Here is a 20484-nt window from a genome sequence, read left to right on the forward strand (position 1 = left end):
TTAATGTCGATGAGATTGGATAAATTCCTAAAAGTTTCAAGGTTGATCAAGCGCCGCACACTTGCGAAAGAGGTTGCGGATAAAGGGAGAATCACGATTAACGGACAACAGGCCAAAGCAAGTTCGAATGTGAAAGATGGCGATGAATTGACTGTACGATTCGGTCAAAAGCTCGTTACGGTACGTGTCGATAAAATTCAAGAAACGACGAAAAAAGAAGCGGCTGCAGATATGTATACCATCGTAAAGGAAGAAAAGCTAGCGGAGGAGTAAGGACAGGCTTGGTTCTAATTCCGCTCTTACGGACATACACTTGTACAAAATCAGTGGTACTGTGAGGGATGAAGAAATGAGCCAATATAATGATCCGAATGCTGGTTACACAAAGGGAACGACCCAAGAACATGATGTAACGATGAAAGGCCGCCGTTTACTTGATATTACCGGTGTCAAACAAGTTGAAAGTTTTGATAATGAGGAGTTTCTGCTCGAAACTGTAATGGGATTCTTATCTATCCGGGGCCAAAACTTGCAAATGAAGAATTTAGACGTTGATAAAGGCATCGTCTCCATTAAGGGAAAGATTTTCGACCTTGTTTATTTAGATGAGCAATCAGGGGAGAAAGCTAAAGGCTTCTTTGGCAAATTGTTCAAATGACCTTAACGATTCAATTTTATACGTTGCTTGCGATGATAGGCATGGGCAGTGGCTTTGGAGCTGCCCTGGATACGTATAGCCGGTTCCTGAAACGATCAGAAAGGAAAAGGTGGATTGTATTCATCCATGACTTCCTTTTCTGGATCATTCAGGGTCTCCTAATTTTTTATGTTTTGTTTTTAGTGAATGAGGGAGAGTTTCGCCTTTATTTATTTTTGGCCTTATTATGCGGTTTTTCAGCTTATCAAGCACTTTTCAAAGGTTTCTATCAACGTTTTTTAGAGTTTTTGATAATACTTGTGATAAAGTTGGCGAGATTTATAACGAATTCGGTTCACATGCTGATATTTGTTCCGATAAAATGGGTAATAGTATCTGTAATAGCCATCATCTTCGGGATAGGTAAGTTCGTTTTAGCAATATTAAAATGGGCGGGGAAAATACTTCTCTTTATTTTGAATATTTTCTGGAGGCCATTAAAATGGATTCTGATCTATATATGGAATTTATTGCCGGTTTTTGTTACGAAAAACGTCGGGAAGTTTTATAATAAAGGAAAAGGGATTTTATTGAAAATAAAGAATTCTATATTTAGAACGCTAAATAGATGGAGAAATAAAAAGAAATGAGGAGCGATAAAAAATGAGTAGCCTGCGTAAAAGGAAAGTGGCAAAAATAGAAAATCCCTACGTCGCTCAACAAGAGAAAAAAGTACAAACCGTAGAAAAAAAGAAGCGTGGTCTAATGCGTAGATTAACTCTTTACTCAGTTTTCGCCGCTGTCTTTTTGATTTTTGCCGTTTCCACCCTCATAACGCAAAATGTTGCACTGGATGAGAAAGTACAACAGAAGGAAGAATTGAAGGGAAAGTTAGCTGAATTGAAAAAAGACGAGACCCTTCTTAAAGAAGAAATCGTAAAGCTTAATGACGACGACTATATAGCGAAAATAGCCAGACGGGATTATTTCTTATCTGAAAAAGGCGAAATCATATTTACCCTTCCAAAAGGGAAGGAAGATAGTGACTAATATTGACACTGTTTTTTTACTTTCGTTATAATATAGAGAGAAGAGATTTTTTAACATTTCTAAGGAGGAACATTTTTTTTATGTCAATCGAAGTAGGCAGCAAGTTACAAGGTAAAGTAACAGGCATAACTAATTTTGGTGCATTTGTAGAGCTACCTCAAGGTTCAACCGGTCTTGTCCATATCAGTGAAGTGGCTGATAACTATGTCAAGGATATCAATGATCATTTAAAAGTGGGCGATACAGTTGAGGTCAAAGTCATCAATGTTAAAGATGGCAAGATTGGCTTGTCCATAAAAAAAGCGATAGACCGTCCTGAAGCTGAGCAAAAACCTGCATACACACCACGTCCGCGCCAAGGAAGAGGGAATGACAGCCGTTCCAAAGACTTCCGCTCGAAAGGTAATGGTTTCCAACCGAAGGAAAACTTTGAGCAAAAAATGGCTAAATTCTTAAAAGATAGCGAAGACCGCTTAACGACCCTTAAACGTAGCACCGAAACGAAACGGGGAGGTCGAGGAGGAAGACGCGGATAAAACTGCTGCTGAAAATAATAGTTTAGCAACTTTTCCTGTGAAATTATTCATAGTGTAGATAAAGGCAAGCTTGCCGGCTTGTCTTCTTTTAATTATCAACAACATAAAAAAAGCGCCTCTGTACACTTACTGAGATAAGTGTTCAGAGGCGCTTTTGTATTTGATGACCCGTACGGGATTCGAACCCGTGTTACCGCCGTGAAAGGGCGGTGTCTTAACCGCTTGACCAACGGGCCATTATTTTCATGAAAAAAAGATAGCGGCAGAGGGGATCGAACCCCCGACCTCACGGGTATGAACCGTACGCTCTAGCCAGCTGAGCTACGCCGCCATAATGGTAAGTGCTACTGAAGCACAAGTTATATCTTACATTCGTGAAGAATAAATGTCAACAAAAAAAATAAAGTTTGTCGGTTTCCATTCCCTGATTATTTATTCGTGTTATTTTCCGCAAAAATAACCTAAAAACTTTGCTTTTCTTCAAAAAAAAAAGAACACCCGTTTCTGTATTGGAAAAAAAGGTACAAAAACCTGTATACAAATGATTGTTCAAGAAGAATTTCGTCGAACGTTTTTCTTATCCGCTTATAAAATTCTGACAAAAAAATAGACAAGCCCTCTATATAATAAAAATCACTAATACGAATGGGGTGTTGAAATGGAAAAAGTAGAAAGACCTATGATGGAACCTCTTGGTGATGTTCAGTTAAAAGAAGCGAAGGCAGAGGCCATCAATTGGATCCAACAACTGCAAATGAAGACGGAAGACATATTCATAAAAAAAGGTATCTCTTTAGCAATCATCGGTTTTTTATTAGGACGGGCATTAATTCTTTCGCAGCTGGCACCATTTGGACTTCCGTTTTTCGCAGCCGTGTTTCTCATGAGACGTGACAGGGCACCACTTGCTTTATTCGGATTGATTGCAGGTGGGCTGACCGTTCACTATTCGAATAGTTTAGTCATCTTTGCATCGGCGTTCCTGCTCCTGTTATTTCATAAAATCAAGAGGCCCGCCGTGGAAGGACAATTCAAGACGATGTCGATGTACGTCTTTGCTTCACTATTCCTGGTCAACCTTGCCGAGCAATATCTGGTATTCCGAACGATTCAGCTGTACGACTTGATGATGATAGGAGTAGAGGCGGGACTCGCAATGATCTTAACTTTAATCTTCATACAGTCCATCCCGATGCTGACCATTCGGACAAAGTCCCAATCATTAAAGACGGAGGAAATCGTCAGCATCATCATCCTGCTGGCTTCGGTGATGACCGGAACCATCGGCTGGATGATATACGATCTATCACTCGACCATATATTCTCGCGATACTTGGTCCTCCTCTTCGGGCTGGCGGGAGGGGCCGCCATAGGCTCCACTGTAGGTGTAGTTACTGGATTGATATTCAGCCTGGCAAGTATTGCTAGTCTCTATCAAATGAGCCTTCTCGCTTTTTCCGGGCTTCTGGGCGGTTTGTTGAAGGAGGGAAGGAAGATAGGGGTTGCCGCAGGCCTCATGATTGCTACATTACTGATAGGTTTATATGGTGAGGGCACCAGCAATATTATGGTGACCCTCTATGAATCAATTATAGCTGTGGCCCTATTTATATTGACACCGTCATCCATAATCAACAAAATAGCGAAACATATACCGGGAACAGTCGAGAATTCTGATGAACAGCAGCAGTATGCCCGAAAAGTGAGGGATGTCACAGCTCAAAGGGTGGAGCAATTCTCACATGTATTTGAGGCGCTCTCCAATAGCTTTTCCCAAGTGGATGAAAGGGGGAGATTGGAGGAAGATGAGAAAGAATTCGACTACTTCTTAAGTAATGTAACGGAAAAGACGTGCCAGCTTTGTTTTAAAAAGGAACAGTGCTGGTCCAAGAACTTTAATACAACCTATGACGGCATGCAGGAAATTATGCTTCAATTAAGTGAAAATAATGGTCAGCTCCCCCAAAAGACTTCGAAGGAATGGGGGAAATATTGTAGCCGCGGGCCTCAGGTCATTGGGGCGATATCACAGGAGCTTACTTATTTTGAAGCAAACCAAAAATTAAAAAGGCAGGTGAAGGAAAGCCGGAAACTGGTTGCGGATCAACTGCGGGGCGTTTCGGCAGTAATGGATGATTTTGCGAAAGAAATTCAAAGGGAAAGGAAGAATCATCATGTACATGAAGAATCCATTTTGGAAGCCATCCAGGATTTTGGCCTGCACATAGGGCATGTAGAAATATACAGTCTAGAACAAGGGAATGTTGATATAGAGATGAGTGTCCCATACTGCCAGGGCAGAGGGGAATGTGAAAAATTGATTGCACCTATGCTTTCTGACATTTTAGGGGAAACGATAGTCGTTCATTCAGAAGAGTGTGCAACGTATCCAAACGGGCAATGTGAGGTGATATTTAGGTCAGCAAAAAAATTCACGGTCGAAACGGGTGTGGCTCATGCTGCCAAGGGGGGAGGGCTTGTATCAGGAGATAGTCATACGACCATGGAAATTGGCTGCGGCAAATTCGCAATAGCCATTAGTGATGGAATGGGAAATGGGGAAAGGGCCCATTTTGAAAGTACAGAGACATTGAAGCTGCTCCAAAAATTTTTACAATCGGGAATTGAAGAAAAAATAGCCATTAAATCCGTAAACTCCGTATTATCTCTACGCACTACCGATGAAATATTTTCGACTCTTGATTTGGCAATGATTGATCTTCAGGACGCAAAGGCTAAGTTTTTAAAAATCTGTTCGATACCGAGTTTCATTAAAAGGGGGGATAGGATAATAAAAATTGAATCAAGTAACCTCCCTATGGGAATCATCCAGGATTTCGATGTTGATGTTGTATCAGAAGAGCTCAAGGCAGGGGACATACTAATCATGATGAGCGATGGAGTGTTCGATGGCCCCTCACATGTCGAAAATATCGAGTTCTGGCTAAAACGGAAAATCAAGGAAATGGAAACAGACGATCCGCAGGAAATTTCTGATTTAATATTGGAAGAGGTCATCCGAACAAAAGGGATCATAGATGATGACATGACAGTGGTAACATCGAAAATCAAGCATAACACACCGAAATGGGCATCCATTCCCGTTTCTCCAAAACGTAAAAAGGCCCAGTAGGCCGTTTATATATAAAATAAATAAAACCAAAAATGAGGTGGTGAAATGGAAGAAGGTTAAAAGGTAAAGAGACTTTTCAATCACTCCGCTCCATGATGTGACTTGATGCGATGTCTTAGCGTATAAATTCCCCCTTTTTAGTCAATTATGGTAACAAATTGATAGGAAGGGAGAGCAAAACATGAAAGCAGGAACATTAAGACAGATTTTGCTTATAACCGACGGATGTTCAAATCATGGTGAGGAGCCGTCTGCCATGGCTGAATTAGCAAGGAAGCAAGGCATAACCATCAATGTCATAGGTGTCATGGAAAATGATGTGATAGATGAAAAGGGTCTTAAGGAAATCGAGAAGATTGCTGGTTCAGGAGGTGGCGTAAGTCAAATAGTCTATGCCCAGCAGTTGTCCCAAACCGTCCAAATGGTGACACAAAAGGCAATGACTCAAACTATACAGGGAGTTATCAATCGCGAACTTCAACAAATACTTGGAGATTCAAAAACGATGGAGGATCTTCCGCCGGATAAACGAGGAGAAGTGATGGAGGTGGTCGATGAGCTTGGGGAAACGAGCAAGCTCGAAGTACTGATTCTTGTTGATACCAGTGCAAGCATGAAACATAAACTGCCTACAGTAAAAGATTCCTTATTAGATCTTTCCCTTAGCATGAATGCAAGAATGGGTGACAGCCGTTTTTCCGTATTCGTATTTCCTGGGAAAAGAAATGATGTTGAAAAGTTGCTGGATTGGACCCCGAACCTTGAAGCCCTGACGGCAACTTTTCCTAAGCTTAGTACAGGGGGACTCACTCCGACAGGTCCAGCCATTCGTGAAGCTTTAACATATTTCAATAAAAAACGTTCATTGAGGGGATTGTTATCACATGATGATGAACAATACTTTGAGGAATCAATGTAAACTCCTGCCTGGCAGTTTGGTCACTGGAAAATGGAATAAAAACCAGTACAAAATAATTAAGGAATTGGGGTGTGGAGCGAACGGAATCGTCTATTTGGTTGAAAGCAAAAATCGTCATTATGCTTTAAAGCTCAGTGATAATGGGACGTCCATTATTTCGGAGATGAATATCCTAAAATCCTTTTCAAAGGTCCAGGGGTCTACCCTTGGACCTTCCTTTTTGGAAGCGGATGATTTCATGAAAACAGGAAAGCAGCTCCCTTTTTATGTCATGGAATATATCCACGGACACGATTTTTTGCGTTTCATCGATAAGAAAGGGGCATCATGGATTGGAGTCTTAATGCTTCAGCTTTTAACCAGCTTGTCTGCCTTGCATACCAATGGCTGGGTGTTCGGCGATTTAAAACCTGAGAATTTGATCGTGACTTCACCAGCCTATAAGGTGAGGTGCGTGGATGTAGGTGGAACCACCTTAATTGGGCGATCTGTTAAAGAATTCACCGAGTTCTTTGACAGGGGTTACTGGGGACTTGGATCAAGAAAGGCCGATCCGCAATATGACTTGTTCGCTGTGGCGATGATTATAATCAATTCGGCCTATCCTGGACGTTTCCACAAGCAAGGGGAGGGGTATAGACAGCTTAACGACTTGATTAAGCAGAAAAAGGAATTGCACCCATATAGAAAGATGTTGGATAAAGCACTTCACGGGCAGTATGATTCTGCCCTTCAAATGCGGGAGGATTTGGTCACGGTGCTAAGTAAGCAAAATCACTCGAAGAAAAAGGGTCCGACCCAGGCAGCTACCGGCCAGTCACAAACAATTCAACCTGCAACGAGACAAGCAAGAAGGTCCCAAAACCATTCAAAAAAGAAAAGTGGCGGTTTTTTTGAAACTTTTTTGCTGGTTGCCATCATATCGATGCTCTATGTTCTTTACATATATGAACAGTTGTTATGATATAGTTATTAGGTGAATGCCATGGAATAATTGAAACCATTTCATGATTGAATCGTATAAAACTAATGCCTGTTCATAAAGAAGGAAGATTGTATGTTAAAGGAAAAAGTTCTGAGCACCATTTATAGAAACGAATTGATTAAGGAAAACTCGAAGTTGCTAATAGGCGTTTCCGGAGGACCGGATTCATTGGTGCTTCTCCATATCCTTAAGGAAATTCAATCTCTTTTTCATTACGAGATGATCGTTGCCAGTGTTGACCATATGTTTCGTGGTGAAGAATCCTATGAGGATTATAAATATGTCGAGCATATATGTGAACGGTGGGGCATTACATTTGAGGGAAAAAGGATCGATGTTCCTGCCCGGATGAAACAGACGGGGGAAAGTTCACAAATAACGTCAAGAAAGCTGCGTTTTGCTTTTTATGAAGAAATGATGGATAAGCACCAAGCCTCCACTCTTGTCCTGGGGCATCATGGAGATGATCAAATCGAAACGATGCTTATGCGTTTAACAAGAGGGGCGACGGGGAAGGCAAGGGCAGGTATTCCTATAAAGAGACGTTTCCATACCGGGAATCTGATCAGGCCTTTTCTTGAAATCACGAAAAGCCAAATAATCGAATATGCGGGCCTTCATGATATTGAACCAAGGTTTGATCCGAGCAATGAAACGGGTGTCTATGCAAGAAATCGTTTTAGACATGAAGTCCTTCCATTTTTAAAGAAAGAAAATGGCAAGGTTCATGAGCATTTTCAACGATTCAGTGAAGAGCTTTATGAAGACGAAGAGTTTTTTATGAACCTGGTTTCAAGCAAAATGTCCGATGTTTGGATCACACAGGATAAAGATCAAGCGGTTATTCAGATTGATAAGGTTCTCGCGATGCCTAAACCTTTACAAAGAAGGGCGATTCAACTAATATTAAACTATCTTTATTTGGAGAGACCTTCATCGCTTTCGGCATTACATATTGACCAACTTTTAGTTTTGTTTTTGAGTCCTCAACCATCTGCAGAATTGCATCTTCCGGAGGGCCTTATTGCGGAAAAATCATATCAAACTTGCACGTTTAGGTTTTTCCGGCAAAAAAGCCATAAATATTCCTTTAAATTACAAATTCCCGGTGAGACTATTCTTCCGAATGGATATAAGATTAAAGCGCACTATATAAAAGAAGAAATTCCGGTACTTAGAGGAAATCATTCTTTTATGCTTCCCGAATCAGCTGTTCAGCTTCCTCTTACAGTCCGAACCAGGAATGAAGGCGAGCGGATGGCCGTCAAGGGATTAGGTGGAACTAAAAAGTTAAAGGATATTTTTATTAATGAAAAGATCCCGATGCTAGAAAGAAATGTGTGGCCGGTCATCATCGATCAAACGGGAACGGTCATTTGGCTGCCTGGTTTAAAGAAATCGAATGTTGAGCCGGATATAATTTCTGATGAAAAATCTTTAATCTACTTAGAATATAAAAAAGCTTAATTCTTCATGGGGGGCAATTAATTACAATGACCATGCAAAACGACATTGAAAAGGTTTTAATAACAGAGGAAGAACTTCAAAAGAAAATCAGGGAATTGGGTGCGCAGCTTGAAGCTGATTACCAAGGTAAGTTCCCGTTGGCCATCGGAGTGCTGAAAGGCGCCATGCCATTTATGTCAGATTTACTGAAACGCGTTGATACACATCTTGAAATGGACTTTATGGATGTTTCAAGCTATGGTAACTCCACTGTATCTTCCGGTGAAGTGAAAATCATCAAGGATCTTGATACATCAGTTGAGGGCCGGGATATTTTAATCATCGAAGATATTATCGACAGCGGTTTGACTCTTAGCTATCTTGCGGAACTTTTCCGTTACCGAAAAGCAAAATCAATTAAAATCGTTACCTTATTGGATAAACCAACAGGCAGGAAAGCGGATATCACTCCGGACTATGCCGGGTTCATCGTACCGGATGCATTTGTTGTCGGATATGGTCTAGATTTTGCGGAAAAGTATCGTAATCTCCCGTATATTGGCATATTGAAGCCTGAAATTTACTCGAATTAATCGTACCTGTTTGAAAGAGAAGACCAGATAAAAACAGCGGTGTTAAATTATTGTAATTCATTAATTTTGTATGATAGTATTTACTATAGTTTGTTTACCCGTGGGAGGAGGTAAGGGATGAATCGGATCTTCCGTAATACCATATTTTATTTACTGATCTTTTTGGTCATCATTGGGATTGTAAGCATTTTTAATAATAACAATGAACCAAACGTAAAATTGACCCAAGATGAATTCTATAAGCATTTGGAGAGTGGGGACGTTACATCACTTACGATGCAGCCCGAAAGCAGTGTATTTGAAATCACAGGAAAGCTCAAAGGTTATGAGGAAAACAAATTCTTTGTGACGTACGTGCCTTTCAGTGAGTATTCGCAAAGCCGGATCAATGACGCTGTAACCAAGCTGGATAAAGACATCATCACTGTCGAACCTCCAGAAAAGACAAGTGGCTGGGTGACATTTTTCACTTCCATCATTCCATTTGTAATCATTTTTATCCTCTTCTTCTTTTTACTTAACCAAGCTCAAGGCGGCGGTGGTGGCCGCGTCATGAACTTCGGGAAAAGTAAGGCGAAATTGTATAATGATGATAAGAAAAAAGTACGCTTCAATGATGTTGCCGGAGCGGACGAAGAAAAGCAGGAACTTGTCGAGGTCGTTGAATTCTTGAAAGACCCTCGCAAATATGCCGAGCTTGGTGCCCGTATTCCTAAAGGGGTACTTTTAGTTGGGCCTCCTGGTACAGGTAAAACTTTACTAGCACGAGCAGTAGCTGGTGAAGCCGGAACTCCTTTCTTCTCAATCAGTGGTTCTGATTTTGTTGAGATGTTTGTGGGTGTCGGTGCATCCCGTGTTCGTGATTTGTTTGAAAATGCTAAGAAGAATGCACCATGTATCATCTTTATCGATGAAATTGATGCAGTCGGACGTCAACGTGGCGCAGGTCTTGGTGGCGGACACGATGAACGTGAACAGACATTGAACCAACTCCTGGTGGAGATGGATGGTTTCGGTGGTAATGAAGGAATCATAATCATTGCTGCGACTAACCGTGCTGATGTATTGGATCCGGCATTATTGCGTCCAGGACGTTTTGACCGTCAAATAACGGTAGGGCGACCTGATGTCAAGGGCCGTGAAGAAGTGCTGAAAGTGCATGCACGCAATAAACCTTTAGCAGAAACAGTCGATTTGAAAGCGATCGCTCAGCGTACTCCAGGATTTTCTGGTGCCGATCTTGAAAACTTACTGAATGAAGCGGCTCTTGTAGCTGCCCGTCAAGATAAGAAGAAGATCGACATGTCCGATTTGGATGAAGCTTCGGATCGTGTTATCGCTGGACCTGCCAAGAAAAACCGTGTCATTTCCAAAAAGGAAAGAAATATCGTAGCGTGGCATGAAGCGGGCCATACCATTATTGGATTGGTTCTGGATGATGCCGAGGTCGTTCATAAAGTTACGATTGTCCCTCGTGGTCAAGCTGGCGGTTATGCAGTTATGCTGCCGAAAGAAGATCGTTTCTTCATGACGGAACCTGAGCTTAAAGATAAAATCGTAGGACTATTGGGTGGCCGTGTAGCCGAAGAAGTTACATTCGGAGAAGTGAGTACCGGTGCGCATAACGACTTCCAGCGTGCAACGGGCATAGCTCGGAGCATGGTTATGGAATATGGCATGAGTAAGCTCGGGCCGCTTCAATTCGGTAATTCTCAAGGTCAGGTCTTCCTAGGCCGCGATTTCAACAATGATCAAAACTATTCAGATGCAATAGCATATGAAATCGATCTTGAAATTCAACGTATCATCAAGGAAGCTTACGAAAGATGTAAGAAGATACTTACTGAAAATCGTGAAAAACTTGATTTGGTTGCAAAAACCTTGCTTGAAGTGGAAACACTTGATGCTGAACAAATCAAAAGTTTATTCCATAATGGTAAATTGCCAGAACGTGATTATACGGCACTGAATGGGAATTTAACCACTGATGAGAATGTCAAGGTGAACATCAATAAGAAGAAGGAAGAAAAAGAGGCCCTATTAGATCCATTGGATAAAAGAGGACCTGAGGACCTTGAAATAACGGAGGAAGGATTGAATACTCCTCCAATCAAAGAAGGTGCACCTCAAGATCAGCCGCTTTCCTTCCCGAACGAAGATGACAATAAAAAGTCTTAAGTTGACTAAATTCAAAAGGGTATTTCCGCCTCGGAAATACCCTTTTCTTAACTCTTATGATAAAGTTTTTGGGGGTACCCTTCGAAAAGTGCGACTAATAGCGTGGGAAATAACAGTGTGATATGATGTTGGAGAATAATTTACCGGAGTGATGAAGCGATGATTTTTGTATTGGATGTTGGGAATACGAATACTGTATTAGGCGTATACGATGAAGATATTTTAAAATATCATTGGCGAATAGAGACTAACCGTCACAAGACAGAAGATGAGTATGGAATGGTCATAAAGTCTTTGCTGCAACATGAAGGTCTTTCGTTTGATCAATTTGATGGAATCATTATTTCTTCGGTAGTTCCGCCGATTATGTTTGCGCTTGAACGCATGTGCAAAAAATACTTTGGAATTAAACCGCTAATAGTTGGACCTGGAATAAAAACTGGATTGAATATTAAATACGAAAATCCCCGTGAGGTGGGAGCTGACCGAATCGTTAATGCGGTTGCAGGCATTCAGGAATATGGAAGCCCTCTCATTATCGTGGATTTTGGCACGGCAACGACATATTGCTACATAAATGAGGATAAACAATACATGGGCGGAGCCATTGCTCCGGGTATAAATATTTCTACTGAAGCACTTTATTCAAAAGCAGCCAAACTTCCAAGAATAGAAATCAGCCGACCGGAAGGGATTATTGGGAAAAATACGGTGTCCGCCATGCAGGCTGGCATTTTGTATGGATATGTTGGACAGGTAGAAGGAATCGTTAATCGAATTAAGGCGCAAAGTAATCTAGAACCAACGGTAATAGCGACAGGCGGACTGGCTACCTTAATTGCCAACGAGTCCACTGTGATTGACGTTGTGGAGCCATTTTTGACCTTGAAGGGGCTGCAGCTGATTTATAAACGTAACCGTGAGCAAGTGAAGAAGTAATACAAAGCTTGAAAGGAGCAAAAAAAATGAAGGATTATCTAATAAAGGCGTTAGGCTATGAAGGACAGGTACGGGCATATGCTGTTTCAACAACAGACACCGTAGGAGAAGCGCAGCGACGCCATTATACATGGCCTACTGCTTCTGCTGCCCTTGGACGGGCTATGACGGCAGGCGTTATGATGGGCGGAATGTTAAAAGGTGAAGAAAAGCTGACGATTAAAATCGAGGGCGGTGGACCGATTGGTTCCATCCTGGTCGACAGCAATGCAAAGGGAGAAGTCCGCGGATATGTCACTCACCCGCAAACCCACTTTGATTTGAATGAGCAGGGAAAGCTGGATGTAAGGAGAGCGGTGGGTACCGATGGATTGCTGACTGTTATCAAAGACATTGGTCTTCGTGATTACTTTTCGGGGCAAGTACCGCTTGTATCGGGAGAGTTAGGTGAAGATTTCACTTATTACTTTGTTACTTCCGAACAGGTGCCATCATCTGTGGGGGTGGGGGTTCTAGTGAATCCGGATAATTCAATCCTTGCAGCGGGTGGATTTATCATTCAGTTGATGCCGGGTACATCCGAAGATACGATTTCCAAAATCGAAAATCGGCTAAGCACGATAACTCCTGTTTCCAAGATGATTCAAAGTGGCATGACTCCTGAAGAAATCCTAACCGAAATTTTAGGTGAGGGTAATGTGGATATACTAGAAAAAATGAATGTCCAATTCTCCTGTCAATGTTCCAAGGAAAGAATTGCGAATGCATTGATTAGCCTAGGGCAAGCTGAGATTCGGGATATCATTGAGACAGACGGACAAGCGGAGGCGCATTGTCATTTTTGTAATCAGACCTACCAATTCTCGAAGGAAGAACTCGAGGACTTAGAGGCAGAAACAAAAAAATAATTTACGGGGGATAAGGGTTTGCCAAAACAAAAGCTTCGGGCGATTATTGCTGGCCTTGCCTTGTTGAACCTATTGACTATCATTATCTTTGTCATAAAACCACTAATCATTTCAAAATCCGTCATTGGGGAAGAAACCGCCGCAAAGGTTGGATCCAAGGATATTTCCCGGGAAGCATGGATTAATGAGCTCGAAAAAAGATATGGGGAAGATGTACTTGAGGAAATGGTCGATAAAGAGGTAGTGAAACAGGCAGCTGAAAAATACAAAGTGAAGACTTCGGATGAAGAGCTTGATCGGGAACTTAAAATGATGAAAACGATGTATGGGACTGCCGGTCAGAACCTTAATAAAAGTAACGATCAACTGAGGCAGGAAATTCAGTCGAGTCTCCTTCTCGAGAAGCTCCTCACTAAGGACGTTTCGGTTTCCGAAACGGCAATGCGGAGTCATTATGATAATAATAAGGATATCTACAGAATTCCTACTGCTTTCCATATTTCCCATATCACCACTTCTACAAAAAAGCAGGCAGACCAAGTCATACGTGAACTGGAGAAAGGTGTCTCCTTTGATGTCTTGGCAATGGAGAAGTCCCTTGATGAATTCACTGCCAATCAAGGAGGCGACATGGGTTATATATCCCAGGATAACGAGCAAGTCTCCAAGGAATACATTACCGCTGCCGAGAAATTGAAGGTGAAAAAGTGGAGTGATGCAATCCAAACGGAGGATGGCTGGGCCGTTCTCTACCTGCATGAAAGAATAGAGGGCAAGCAGTATGAATATGAAGAAGTTAAAGATAAGATTCATCGCCAAATAGCTCTTGAACAGATTCAGGCACCGGTCTCAGGGAAAATTTTCTGGGACGAATTTGATGTAGAATGGTTTTATGGATTGAAGGAAGAAAAGTAGGTCAATGGTTGTGTGAGAAAATTTAGAATATAGTATATAATCATTGACAATGAACTATTAAAACTGGTAACTTTAAAATTATAAAACCAATAAACATACTCGGTATTGAAATGATAAGGGAGTGGAGAAAATGGCACGTATAGCTAATTCTGTAATCGATTTAATTGGACAAACACCTATTGTTAAGTTAAACAAGCTTCAAAATGAAAACAGTGCAGATATTTATTTGAAACTTGAGTATTTTAACCCAGGCAGTAGTGTAAAAGACCGTATCGCCCTTGCGATGATCGAAGCGGCAGAAAAAAATGGTACTCTTAAGCCAGGTGATACGATCATTGAACCTACAAGCGGAAATACGGGAATAGGTTTGGCAATGGTAGCTGCGGCAAAGGGCTATAAATCAATTCTGGTTATGCCGGAGACGATGAGCTTGGAACGCCGTAACTTGCTTCGCGCATATGGGGCAGAATTAGTTCTTACTCCTGGGCCTGAAGGAATGAAGGGTGCAATCGCAAAGGCGACTGAGCTGTCTAAAGAAAAAGGTTACTTCATTCCACAGCAATTCGAAAACGAAGCCAACCCTGAAGTACATCGGAACACTACAGGCCCTGAAATCGTTGAAGCCTTTGGAGATGAAGGCCTGGATGCATTCGTTGCCGGAATCGGTACTGGCGGAACCATAACAGGTGCCGGTGAAGTCCTGCGTGAAAAATTCCCTGACATTAAAATTTACGCTGTTGAACCTGCGGACTCTCCAGTATTATCGGGTGGTACTCCAGGACCTCATAAAATCCAAGGAATCGGAGCAGGCTTCGTTCCTAGTATTTTGAATACAGATCTCTATGACGAAATCATTCAAGTCAATACAGAGGAATCGTTTGATTATGCCCGCCGCGCAGCAAAAGAGGAAGGAATCCTAGGCGGAATCTCTTCTGGAGGCGCAATTGCAGCTGCCATTAAAGTGGCTGACAAACTGGGAAAAGGCAAAAAGGTCCTTGCCATAATACCGAGTAATGGTGAACGCTACTTAAGTACACCATTATATAACTTTGAGTAAGACTAGACACTAAATGAGAAGCGAAGTTCCTAAGGGGCTTTGCTTTTCTTTTTGTAGCAAAGTATGCTGAAGTATCCCTGATTTTCATGGAGCTTGCACTATACCTATGTAAATGGGTAAACTCGTATATATAGATTTCTTTAGGTGAAGGAGAACGTTGGATGTCATTAGCAGGAGCATCAAAAATAAAATGCGGTTCATTTGATTTGGATTACAGCAAGAAAACCTTAATCATGGGGATTTTGAATGTTACGCCGGACTCCTTTTCGGATGGCGGAAAATATAATCGGATAGATGCTGCTTTAAAGCATGCCGAACGAATGGTCAACGATGGGGCGGATATATTGGATGTTGGTGGTGAGTCAACCCGTCCTAACTATGAGAGGATATCGGATGAAGAGGAAATAGAGAGAGTCGCCCCGATTATTGAAGCGATATCGCGTAATATTGAGATTCCAATATCGGTCGATACGTATAAATCAAGAGTTGCAGAAGAGGCGGTAAAGGCAGGAGCCCATATATTAAATGATATTTGGGGAGGTAAAGCCGATTCCTTGATGTCAAAGGTTGCTGCGGAATATAAGGTGCCGATTATCTTGATGCATAACAGGGATAATATGGAGTATGGACATTTTGTCCGGGATGTACTTCAAGATTTATTCGAAAGCATCATATTGGTAAAGGATGCGGGAGTCAAGGATGAAAACATCATTCTCGATCCAGGTATTGGATTTGCGAAAGATTTAAAGTTTAATTTGGAAATGATGAGGAATCTTGATAAGCTGGTATCATTAGGTTATCCCGTGCTGCTGGCGACATCGAGAAAGTCCATGATTGGCCATGTTCTTGACCTGCCGCCTAGTGAGAGGATGGAAGGCACTGCCGCTACAATTTGCCATGGAATTCAACAAGGCTGTCAGATGGTTCGTGTACATGATGTGAAGGAAATGGCCCGGGCAGCAAAGATGATGGACGCTCTATTAGGAAAAGGTGAATGAAATGGATAAGATATATGTGAATAAGATGGAGTTTTATGGTTATCATGGAGTTTTTCCGGAAGAAACGAAGCTTGGTCAGCGGTTTAAAGTGGACTTAATCGTTCAGACTGATTTAGCCAAGGCTGGGAATAGTGACAAGCTTGAAGACTCAATCAACTATGGCGAGTTATATGAAGTGTGTAAAAGTGTTGTTGAGGGAGAACCTTTTAAGTTAGTGGAAGCTGTCGCTGAAAAAATTGCCTCTGAACTACTTAATAAATATTCTTCCATCGAGACATGCACCGTGAAGGTTTATAAACCAGATCCCCCAATAGCAGGTCACTATGAGTCGGTTGCTATAGAGATTGTAAGGGGACGCTGATTGTGGTAAATATTGCTTTCCTTTCAATAGGGTCGAACTTAGGGGATCGCCTTGAAACATTCCGAAGAGCTTTCCAATTATTGTCTGAAAATCCGCATATCAAGATGGTGGCTTGCTCTTCTTTATATGAAACAGACCCGATAGGATATGAAGACCAGGACTGTTTTTTAAATGCTGTTCTTAAAGTGGAAACCGATTTAGAACCCGAAAACTTACTTCACGCTTGTATGAAAATAGAAAAAGATTTAGGAAGAAAAAGGGAAATCAGGTGGGGTCCCCGTACTATAGACCTTGACATTTTGTTATATAATCAAGAAAATATTGAGACAGAGATTCTTTCAGTACCGCACCCTCGTATGCACGAGAGGGCTTTTGTTATCGTGCCTTTAATGGAAGTGGACCCTGATATATCACTTCCGCAAATGGCTGCACCTTTGAGCGACCTGCTTGAACAGATTTCGGATAAAGAAGGAGTTCGATTATGGAAGGTGAAAAATGGGGAAGGCGTATTCGCGCTTTTCGAAAGTTAAAGGGTTATACCCAGGAAGGGTTTGCGAGGGAAATAGGTGTTTCCGTTTCCTTGCTGGGAGAAGTCGAACGAGGGAACCGCAACCCTTCAGAGGCATTTTTACTGGAAGTGGCGGAAATTCTTCATGTTTCCATTGAGGAGCTTCAGCCACCTGACGATAAATGAAAGAATGTTATAGGAGGTCAACGTGTTAAAAATAGGCAATATAGAAATGAAGAATCCGGTAGTGCTGGCACCGATGGCGGGAGTCTGTAACTCGGCATTCCGCTTGACCGTCAAGGAATTTGGTGCTGGTCTTGTTTGTGCGGAGATGGTCAGTGATAAGGGAATCGTTTTACAAAATGCTAGAACGATGAATATGCTTTATATAGATGAAAGAGAAAAGCCGTTAAGCTTGCAAATCTTTGGCGGTGAAAAGAAATCTTTGGTCGAAGCTGCACAATTTGTAGATAAAAATACAAATGCTGATATCATTGATATCAACATGGGCTGCCCTGTTCCTAAAATCACTAAATGTGATGCGGGTGCGAAGTGGCTTCTCGATCCAAACAAAATTTATGAGATGGTTTCAGCGGTGGTTGATGCCGTTGAAAAGCCGGTAACGGTAAAAATGCGCATTGGCTGGGATGATGAGCATGTTTTTGCGATTCAGAATGCTCAGGCTGTTGAACGCGCAGGCGGTAAAGCTGTTTCCATGCATGGCAGGACACGAGTTCAAATGTATGAAGGAAAAGCTAACTGGGACATCATCCGTGAAGTGAAGAAGTCGATTAATATTCCCCTTATCGGTAACGGTGATGTGGAAACTCCACAGGATGCGGAAAGAATGCTGAAGGAAACGGGTGTTGATGGAGTCATGATCGGCCGTGCAGCCCTAGGTAACCCGTGGATGATCTACCGGACTGTAAAATATCTAGAAACCGGTCAACTGATGGATGAACCTTCAGTTCGTGAAAAGATGGACGTTTGCGTGCTTCATATGGATCGTCTGATTGCGTTGAAAAATGAAAATGTAGCTGTTCGTGAAATGCGTAAGCATGCTTCTTGGTATTTAAAGGGTGTTAAAGGGAATGCTACGGCTCGCAAAGGAATTAATGATTGTGAAACAAGGGAAGATGTTGTAAAGCTTCTTTATGGACTTGTTGATGATATTGAAGCGAAGCAACAAAATATCCAAATGGTCTGATGTTTGACATTACCTTCCTATTTTCCTATAATACGCTTATCTTAACTGCCAGTAATCCTGGCAGTTTTTATATGTACATAAACAACGTTTTAAGATAAAAAGCTGTTGAATTCCTTTACTTTATGTAAGAATAAATATGTATGCAAAAGAATTTCTGATTAATTATATAAGGCATTTATTAATAAAGATGGAGATGATATTCATGAGTCATGAAGAATTGAATGACCAACTGCAGGTAAGGCGCGATAAAATGCAGGCCATGATTGATAATGGACAAGACCCTTTCGGGAGCAGATTCGAGCGCACACATAACACTCAGGAGATAATCAGTGCTTATGGTGAATTAGAAAAGGAAGATCTTGAAGAAAAAGAAATTGAAGTTACGATCGCTGGCCGTGTCATGACGAAGCGCGGAAAAGGGAAAGCGGGATTTGCCCATATCCAGGATATTAGCGGCCAAATCCAAATCTACGTCCGTTTGGATAATATAGGGGAAGATTCTTACCAAATTTTCAACCAAACAGATCTTGGTGATCTCGTAGGGGTAACTGGCGTTATCTTCAAAACGAAAGTCGGGGAACTTTCCATTAAAGCTAAAGAGTATGTGTTCCTTGCTAAGGCGCTTCGCCCGTTACCTGATAAATTTCATGGCTTGAAGGACGTTGAAGAGCGCTATCGTAAACGTTATGTCGATTTAATTACAAATGAGGAAAGTAAAAATACGTTGATCATGCGCAGTCGTATTGTACAAGCCATGAGACGGTATTTGGACGATCATGGATACCTTGAAGTGGAGACGCCGCTATTGCACTCTGTTGCTGGTGGAGCTGCTGCACGCCCTTTCCTTACTCACCATAATGCCTTGGATATGCCTTTGAATTTAAGGATCGCCATTGAACTGCATCTAAAACGCTTAATTGTTGGCGGATTGGAGAAAGTTTATGAAATTGGCCGGGTTTTCAGAAATGAAGGAGTGTCCACAAGGCACAATCCTGAATTCACATTGATCGAATTATACGAAGCTTATGCGGATTACCAAGATATCATGAGTTTAACGGAAAACCTGATTGCCCATATAGCTCAAGAAGTTCTTGGGACGACTACCATCCAGTATGGTGAGTATGAGATAGAGTTAAAACCGGAATGGAAACGACTTCACATGGTTGACGCTGTAAAAGAGCATACTGGTGTAGACTTCTGGACTGAAATGAGTAAAGAAGAAGCCCAGCAGCTTGCTAAAGAAAATGGGATTGAAGTTAAGGAATCCATGGAGTTCGGCCATATCGTAAATGAATTCTTTGAACAGAAGGTCGAAGATAAGTTAATTCAACCTACATTCATCTATGGGCATCCAGTGGAAATCTCTCCTTTAGCAAAGAAAAATCCGGAAGATTCCCGTTTCACAGATCGTTTTGAGTTATTCATTGTAGGTAGGGAGCACGCGAATGCCTTCACTGAACTTAATGATCCCATTGATCAACGTCAACGCTTTGAAGCTCAATTGAAAGAACGAGAGCAAGGTAATGATGAAGCTCATGAAATGGATGAAGATTTCTTGGAGGCGTTAGAATACGGAATGCCGCCGACTGGCGGACTGGGAATTGGTGTTGACCGTTTGGTTATGCTATTGACCAATTCTCCTTCTATCCGTGACGTCCTGTTATTCCCTTTAATGAGACATCGCTAATATAAGCAAAATGAGTTTTGATTGTAGGGCCGAATTCGGATGGCTGGGATCATGGGCGTAGCTCTTGATCCTGGTAAGTCCAATTCGGTTTTTGTTTTTTAATTATAATTTCATGTCTTTCAATAGAGTGGATTCTAGGGTTTGAAAGAAAAACAACATTATCTCAAAAAAACTTTATAAAAGGTATTGCGCAGTTAACGTAATGGTGTTATATTTATATCTGTCGTTACGAACGAGTTGCAAACAGATTACAAACTTTAAAAAGTTTTTAAAAAAAGTTGTTGACTTACAGTAATGAAAAATGTTATTATAAATAAGCTGTTCCGAAAGACATTGCTCTTTGAAAACTGAACAAAACAAAGCGCCAACGTTAAATTTTAAGTGAGCACACACTATCAAAAAAGCAAATGAGCAAGTCAAACATTTC

At 41.5% G+C, this 20484-nt stretch carries 21 protein-coding genes and 2 tRNA genes; 21 read left to right on the plus strand and 2 right to left on the minus strand.

Annotation, left to right across the window (positions count from 1 at the left end; translation table 11 throughout):
• Window positions 1–9: 9 nt before the first annotated feature.
• From ACIQZD_RS25140 to ACIQZD_RS25160, 5 genes are all read left to right on the plus strand, one after another.
• Window positions 10–273 carry an RNA-binding S4 domain-containing protein gene (locus tag ACIQZD_RS25140; RefSeq protein WP_034316386.1) on the plus strand — a complete coding sequence of 88 codons (264 nt, stop codon included), beginning with the start codon at window positions 10–12 and terminating at the stop codon, window positions 271–273.
• A 76-nt stretch (window positions 274–349) separates the two neighbouring features.
• The gene (gene yabP / locus ACIQZD_RS25145; RefSeq protein WP_101225917.1) at window positions 350–658 is read left to right on the plus strand and encodes a sporulation protein YabP; all 309 of its coding nucleotides are present in this window, start codon (window positions 350–352) and stop codon (window positions 656–658) included.
• Window positions 655–1287, plus strand: a complete 633-nt coding sequence (yabQ, locus tag ACIQZD_RS25150) for a spore cortex biosynthesis protein YabQ (protein WP_402907367.1) — start codon at window positions 655–657, stop codon at window positions 1285–1287. Before yabP ends, yabQ begins: the two co-directional genes overlap by 4 nt.
• A 13-nt stretch (window positions 1288–1300) precedes the next feature.
• Complete coding sequence (locus tag ACIQZD_RS25155) at window positions 1301–1687, plus strand: FtsB family cell division protein (protein ID WP_101225919.1); 387 nt, start codon at window positions 1301–1303, stop codon at window positions 1685–1687.
• A gap of 80 nt (window positions 1688–1767) precedes the next feature.
• A complete protein-coding gene (locus tag ACIQZD_RS25160) occupies window positions 1768–2223 on the plus strand; it encodes a S1 domain-containing RNA-binding protein (protein WP_101225920.1) in 456 nt (151 codons plus the stop codon).
• Window positions 2224–2387: 164 nt separating this feature from the next.
• Here ACIQZD_RS25160 and ACIQZD_RS25165 read toward each other — a convergent pair.
• Window positions 2388–2459 (minus strand) — tRNA-Glu (locus tag ACIQZD_RS25165).
• Window positions 2460–2480: 21 nt separating this feature from the next.
• A tRNA-Met gene (locus ACIQZD_RS25170) sits at window positions 2481–2554 on the minus strand.
• Between the two features lie 327 nt (window positions 2555–2881).
• Here ACIQZD_RS25170 and spoIIE point away from each other — a divergent pair.
• From spoIIE to lysS, 16 genes are all read left to right on the plus strand, one after another.
• On the plus strand, window positions 2882–5356 hold the full coding sequence (gene spoIIE, locus ACIQZD_RS25175; RefSeq protein WP_402907371.1) for a stage II sporulation protein E: 2475 nt from the start codon (window positions 2882–2884) through the stop codon (window positions 5354–5356).
• Window positions 5357–5537: 181 nt separating this feature from the next.
• Entirely contained in the window at window positions 5538–6275 is a 738-nt protein-coding gene (locus tag ACIQZD_RS25180; RefSeq protein ID WP_402907374.1) for a VWA domain-containing protein, read from the plus strand.
• Entirely contained in the window at window positions 6241–7239 is a 999-nt protein-coding gene (locus ACIQZD_RS25185; RefSeq protein WP_402907377.1) for a protein kinase domain-containing protein, read from the plus strand. Before ACIQZD_RS25180 ends, ACIQZD_RS25185 begins: the two co-directional genes overlap by 35 nt.
• Window positions 7240–7332: 93 nt before the next feature.
• On the plus strand, window positions 7333–8727 hold the full coding sequence (gene tilS, locus ACIQZD_RS25190; RefSeq protein WP_402907380.1) for a tRNA lysidine(34) synthetase TilS: 1395 nt from the start codon (window positions 7333–7335) through the stop codon (window positions 8725–8727).
• A 32-nt stretch (window positions 8728–8759) separates the two neighbouring features.
• Complete coding sequence (gene hpt, locus ACIQZD_RS25195) at window positions 8760–9299, plus strand: hypoxanthine phosphoribosyltransferase (RefSeq protein WP_137018539.1); 540 nt, start codon at window positions 8760–8762, stop codon at window positions 9297–9299.
• A 117-nt stretch (window positions 9300–9416) separates the two neighbouring features.
• The gene (gene ftsH, locus ACIQZD_RS25200) at window positions 9417–11477 is read left to right on the plus strand and encodes an ATP-dependent zinc metalloprotease FtsH (RefSeq protein WP_260358020.1); all 2061 of its coding nucleotides are present in this window, start codon (window positions 9417–9419) and stop codon (window positions 11475–11477) included.
• Window positions 11478–11636: 159 nt separating this feature from the next.
• Window positions 11637–12416 (plus strand): type III pantothenate kinase, encoded by a 780-nt coding sequence (locus ACIQZD_RS25205; protein ID WP_063235928.1) that lies wholly within the window; start codon window positions 11637–11639, stop codon window positions 12414–12416.
• Between the two features lie 26 nt (window positions 12417–12442).
• A complete protein-coding gene (gene hslO / locus ACIQZD_RS25210) occupies window positions 12443–13324 on the plus strand; it encodes an Hsp33 family molecular chaperone HslO (RefSeq protein ID WP_402907387.1) in 882 nt (293 codons plus the stop codon).
• A gap of 18 nt (window positions 13325–13342) precedes the next feature.
• Window positions 13343–14239 (plus strand): peptidyl-prolyl cis-trans isomerase, encoded by an 897-nt coding sequence (locus ACIQZD_RS25215; protein WP_402907390.1) that lies wholly within the window; start codon window positions 13343–13345, stop codon window positions 14237–14239.
• A 130-nt stretch (window positions 14240–14369) separates the two neighbouring features.
• A complete protein-coding gene (gene cysK, locus ACIQZD_RS25220) occupies window positions 14370–15296 on the plus strand; it encodes a cysteine synthase A (RefSeq protein ID WP_095394505.1) in 927 nt (308 codons plus the stop codon).
• 161 nt (window positions 15297–15457) lie between these two features.
• Window positions 15458–16294, plus strand: coding sequence for a dihydropteroate synthase (gene folP / locus ACIQZD_RS25225; protein ID WP_387551991.1), 837 nt, complete (start codon window positions 15458–15460; stop codon window positions 16292–16294).
• A gap of 1 nt (window position 16295) precedes the next feature.
• Window positions 16296–16655 (plus strand): dihydroneopterin aldolase, encoded by a 360-nt coding sequence (gene folB, locus ACIQZD_RS25230; RefSeq protein WP_402907395.1) that lies wholly within the window; start codon window positions 16296–16298, stop codon window positions 16653–16655.
• 2 nt (window positions 16656–16657) lie between these two features.
• Window positions 16658–17185 carry a 2-amino-4-hydroxy-6-hydroxymethyldihydropteridine diphosphokinase gene (gene folK, locus ACIQZD_RS25235; RefSeq protein ID WP_402907398.1) on the plus strand — a complete coding sequence of 176 codons (528 nt, stop codon included), beginning with the start codon at window positions 16658–16660 and terminating at the stop codon, window positions 17183–17185.
• Entirely contained in the window at window positions 17137–17349 is a 213-nt protein-coding gene (locus ACIQZD_RS25240) for a helix-turn-helix domain-containing protein (RefSeq protein ID WP_101225931.1), read from the plus strand. The genes folK and ACIQZD_RS25240 overlap by 49 nt, the downstream gene beginning before the upstream one ends.
• A 22-nt stretch (window positions 17350–17371) precedes the next feature.
• Window positions 17372–18370: a tRNA dihydrouridine synthase DusB gene (gene dusB, locus ACIQZD_RS25245; protein WP_402907402.1), complete on the plus strand. Its 999-nt coding sequence runs from the start codon at window positions 17372–17374 to the stop codon at window positions 18368–18370.
• 187 nt (window positions 18371–18557) lie between these two features.
• The gene (gene lysS / locus ACIQZD_RS25250) at window positions 18558–20057 is read left to right on the plus strand and encodes a lysine--tRNA ligase (RefSeq protein ID WP_402907405.1); all 1500 of its coding nucleotides are present in this window, start codon (window positions 18558–18560) and stop codon (window positions 20055–20057) included.
• The last annotated feature ends 427 nt before the right edge of the window (window positions 20058–20484 follow it).

Source organism: Peribacillus sp. NPDC096447 (assembly GCF_044762725.1).
Taxonomy (GTDB): domain Bacteria; phylum Bacillota; class Bacilli; order Bacillales; family DSM-1321; genus Peribacillus.

Excerpts from the sequence above, each read along its gene's own strand:
- spoIIE (WP_402907371.1), top strand. The coding sequence starts at position 2,882 with ATGGAAAAAGTAGAAAGACCTATGATGGAACCTCTTGGTGATGTTCAG.
- ACIQZD_RS25160 (WP_101225920.1), top strand. The coding sequence starts at position 1,768 with ATGTCAATCGAAGTAGGCAGCAAGTTACAAGGTAAAGTAACAGGCATA.
- hslO (WP_402907387.1), top strand. The coding sequence starts at position 12,443 with ATGAAGGATTATCTAATAAAGGCGTTAGGCTATGAAGGACAGGTACGG.
- ACIQZD_RS25240 (WP_101225931.1), top strand. The coding sequence starts at position 17,137 with ATGGAAGGTGAAAAATGGGGAAGGCGTATTCGCGCTTTTCGAAAGTTA.
- ACIQZD_RS25140 (WP_034316386.1), top strand. The coding sequence starts at position 10 with ATGAGATTGGATAAATTCCTAAAAGTTTCAAGGTTGATCAAGCGCCGC.
- ftsH (WP_260358020.1), top strand. The coding sequence starts at position 9,417 with ATGAATCGGATCTTCCGTAATACCATATTTTATTTACTGATCTTTTTG.
- yabP (WP_101225917.1), top strand. The coding sequence starts at position 350 with ATGAGCCAATATAATGATCCGAATGCTGGTTACACAAAGGGAACGACC.
- yabQ (WP_402907367.1), top strand. The coding sequence starts at position 655 with ATGACCTTAACGATTCAATTTTATACGTTGCTTGCGATGATAGGCATG.
- lysS (WP_402907405.1), top strand. The coding sequence starts at position 18,558 with ATGGAGATGATATTCATGAGTCATGAAGAATTGAATGACCAACTGCAG.
- tilS (WP_402907380.1), top strand. The coding sequence starts at position 7,333 with ATGTTAAAGGAAAAAGTTCTGAGCACCATTTATAGAAACGAATTGATT.
- ACIQZD_RS25155 (WP_101225919.1), top strand. The coding sequence starts at position 1,301 with ATGAGTAGCCTGCGTAAAAGGAAAGTGGCAAAAATAGAAAATCCCTAC.
- ACIQZD_RS25205 (WP_063235928.1), top strand. The coding sequence starts at position 11,637 with ATGATTTTTGTATTGGATGTTGGGAATACGAATACTGTATTAGGCGTA.
- hpt (WP_137018539.1), top strand. The coding sequence starts at position 8,760 with ATGCAAAACGACATTGAAAAGGTTTTAATAACAGAGGAAGAACTTCAA.
- ACIQZD_RS25180 (WP_402907374.1), top strand. The coding sequence starts at position 5,538 with ATGAAAGCAGGAACATTAAGACAGATTTTGCTTATAACCGACGGATGT.
- folB (WP_402907395.1), top strand. The coding sequence starts at position 16,296 with ATGGATAAGATATATGTGAATAAGATGGAGTTTTATGGTTATCATGGA.
- folP (WP_387551991.1), top strand. The coding sequence starts at position 15,458 with ATGTCATTAGCAGGAGCATCAAAAATAAAATGCGGTTCATTTGATTTG.
- ACIQZD_RS25185 (WP_402907377.1), top strand. The coding sequence starts at position 6,241 with ATGATGATGAACAATACTTTGAGGAATCAATGTAAACTCCTGCCTGGC.
- cysK (WP_095394505.1), top strand. The coding sequence starts at position 14,370 with ATGGCACGTATAGCTAATTCTGTAATCGATTTAATTGGACAAACACCT.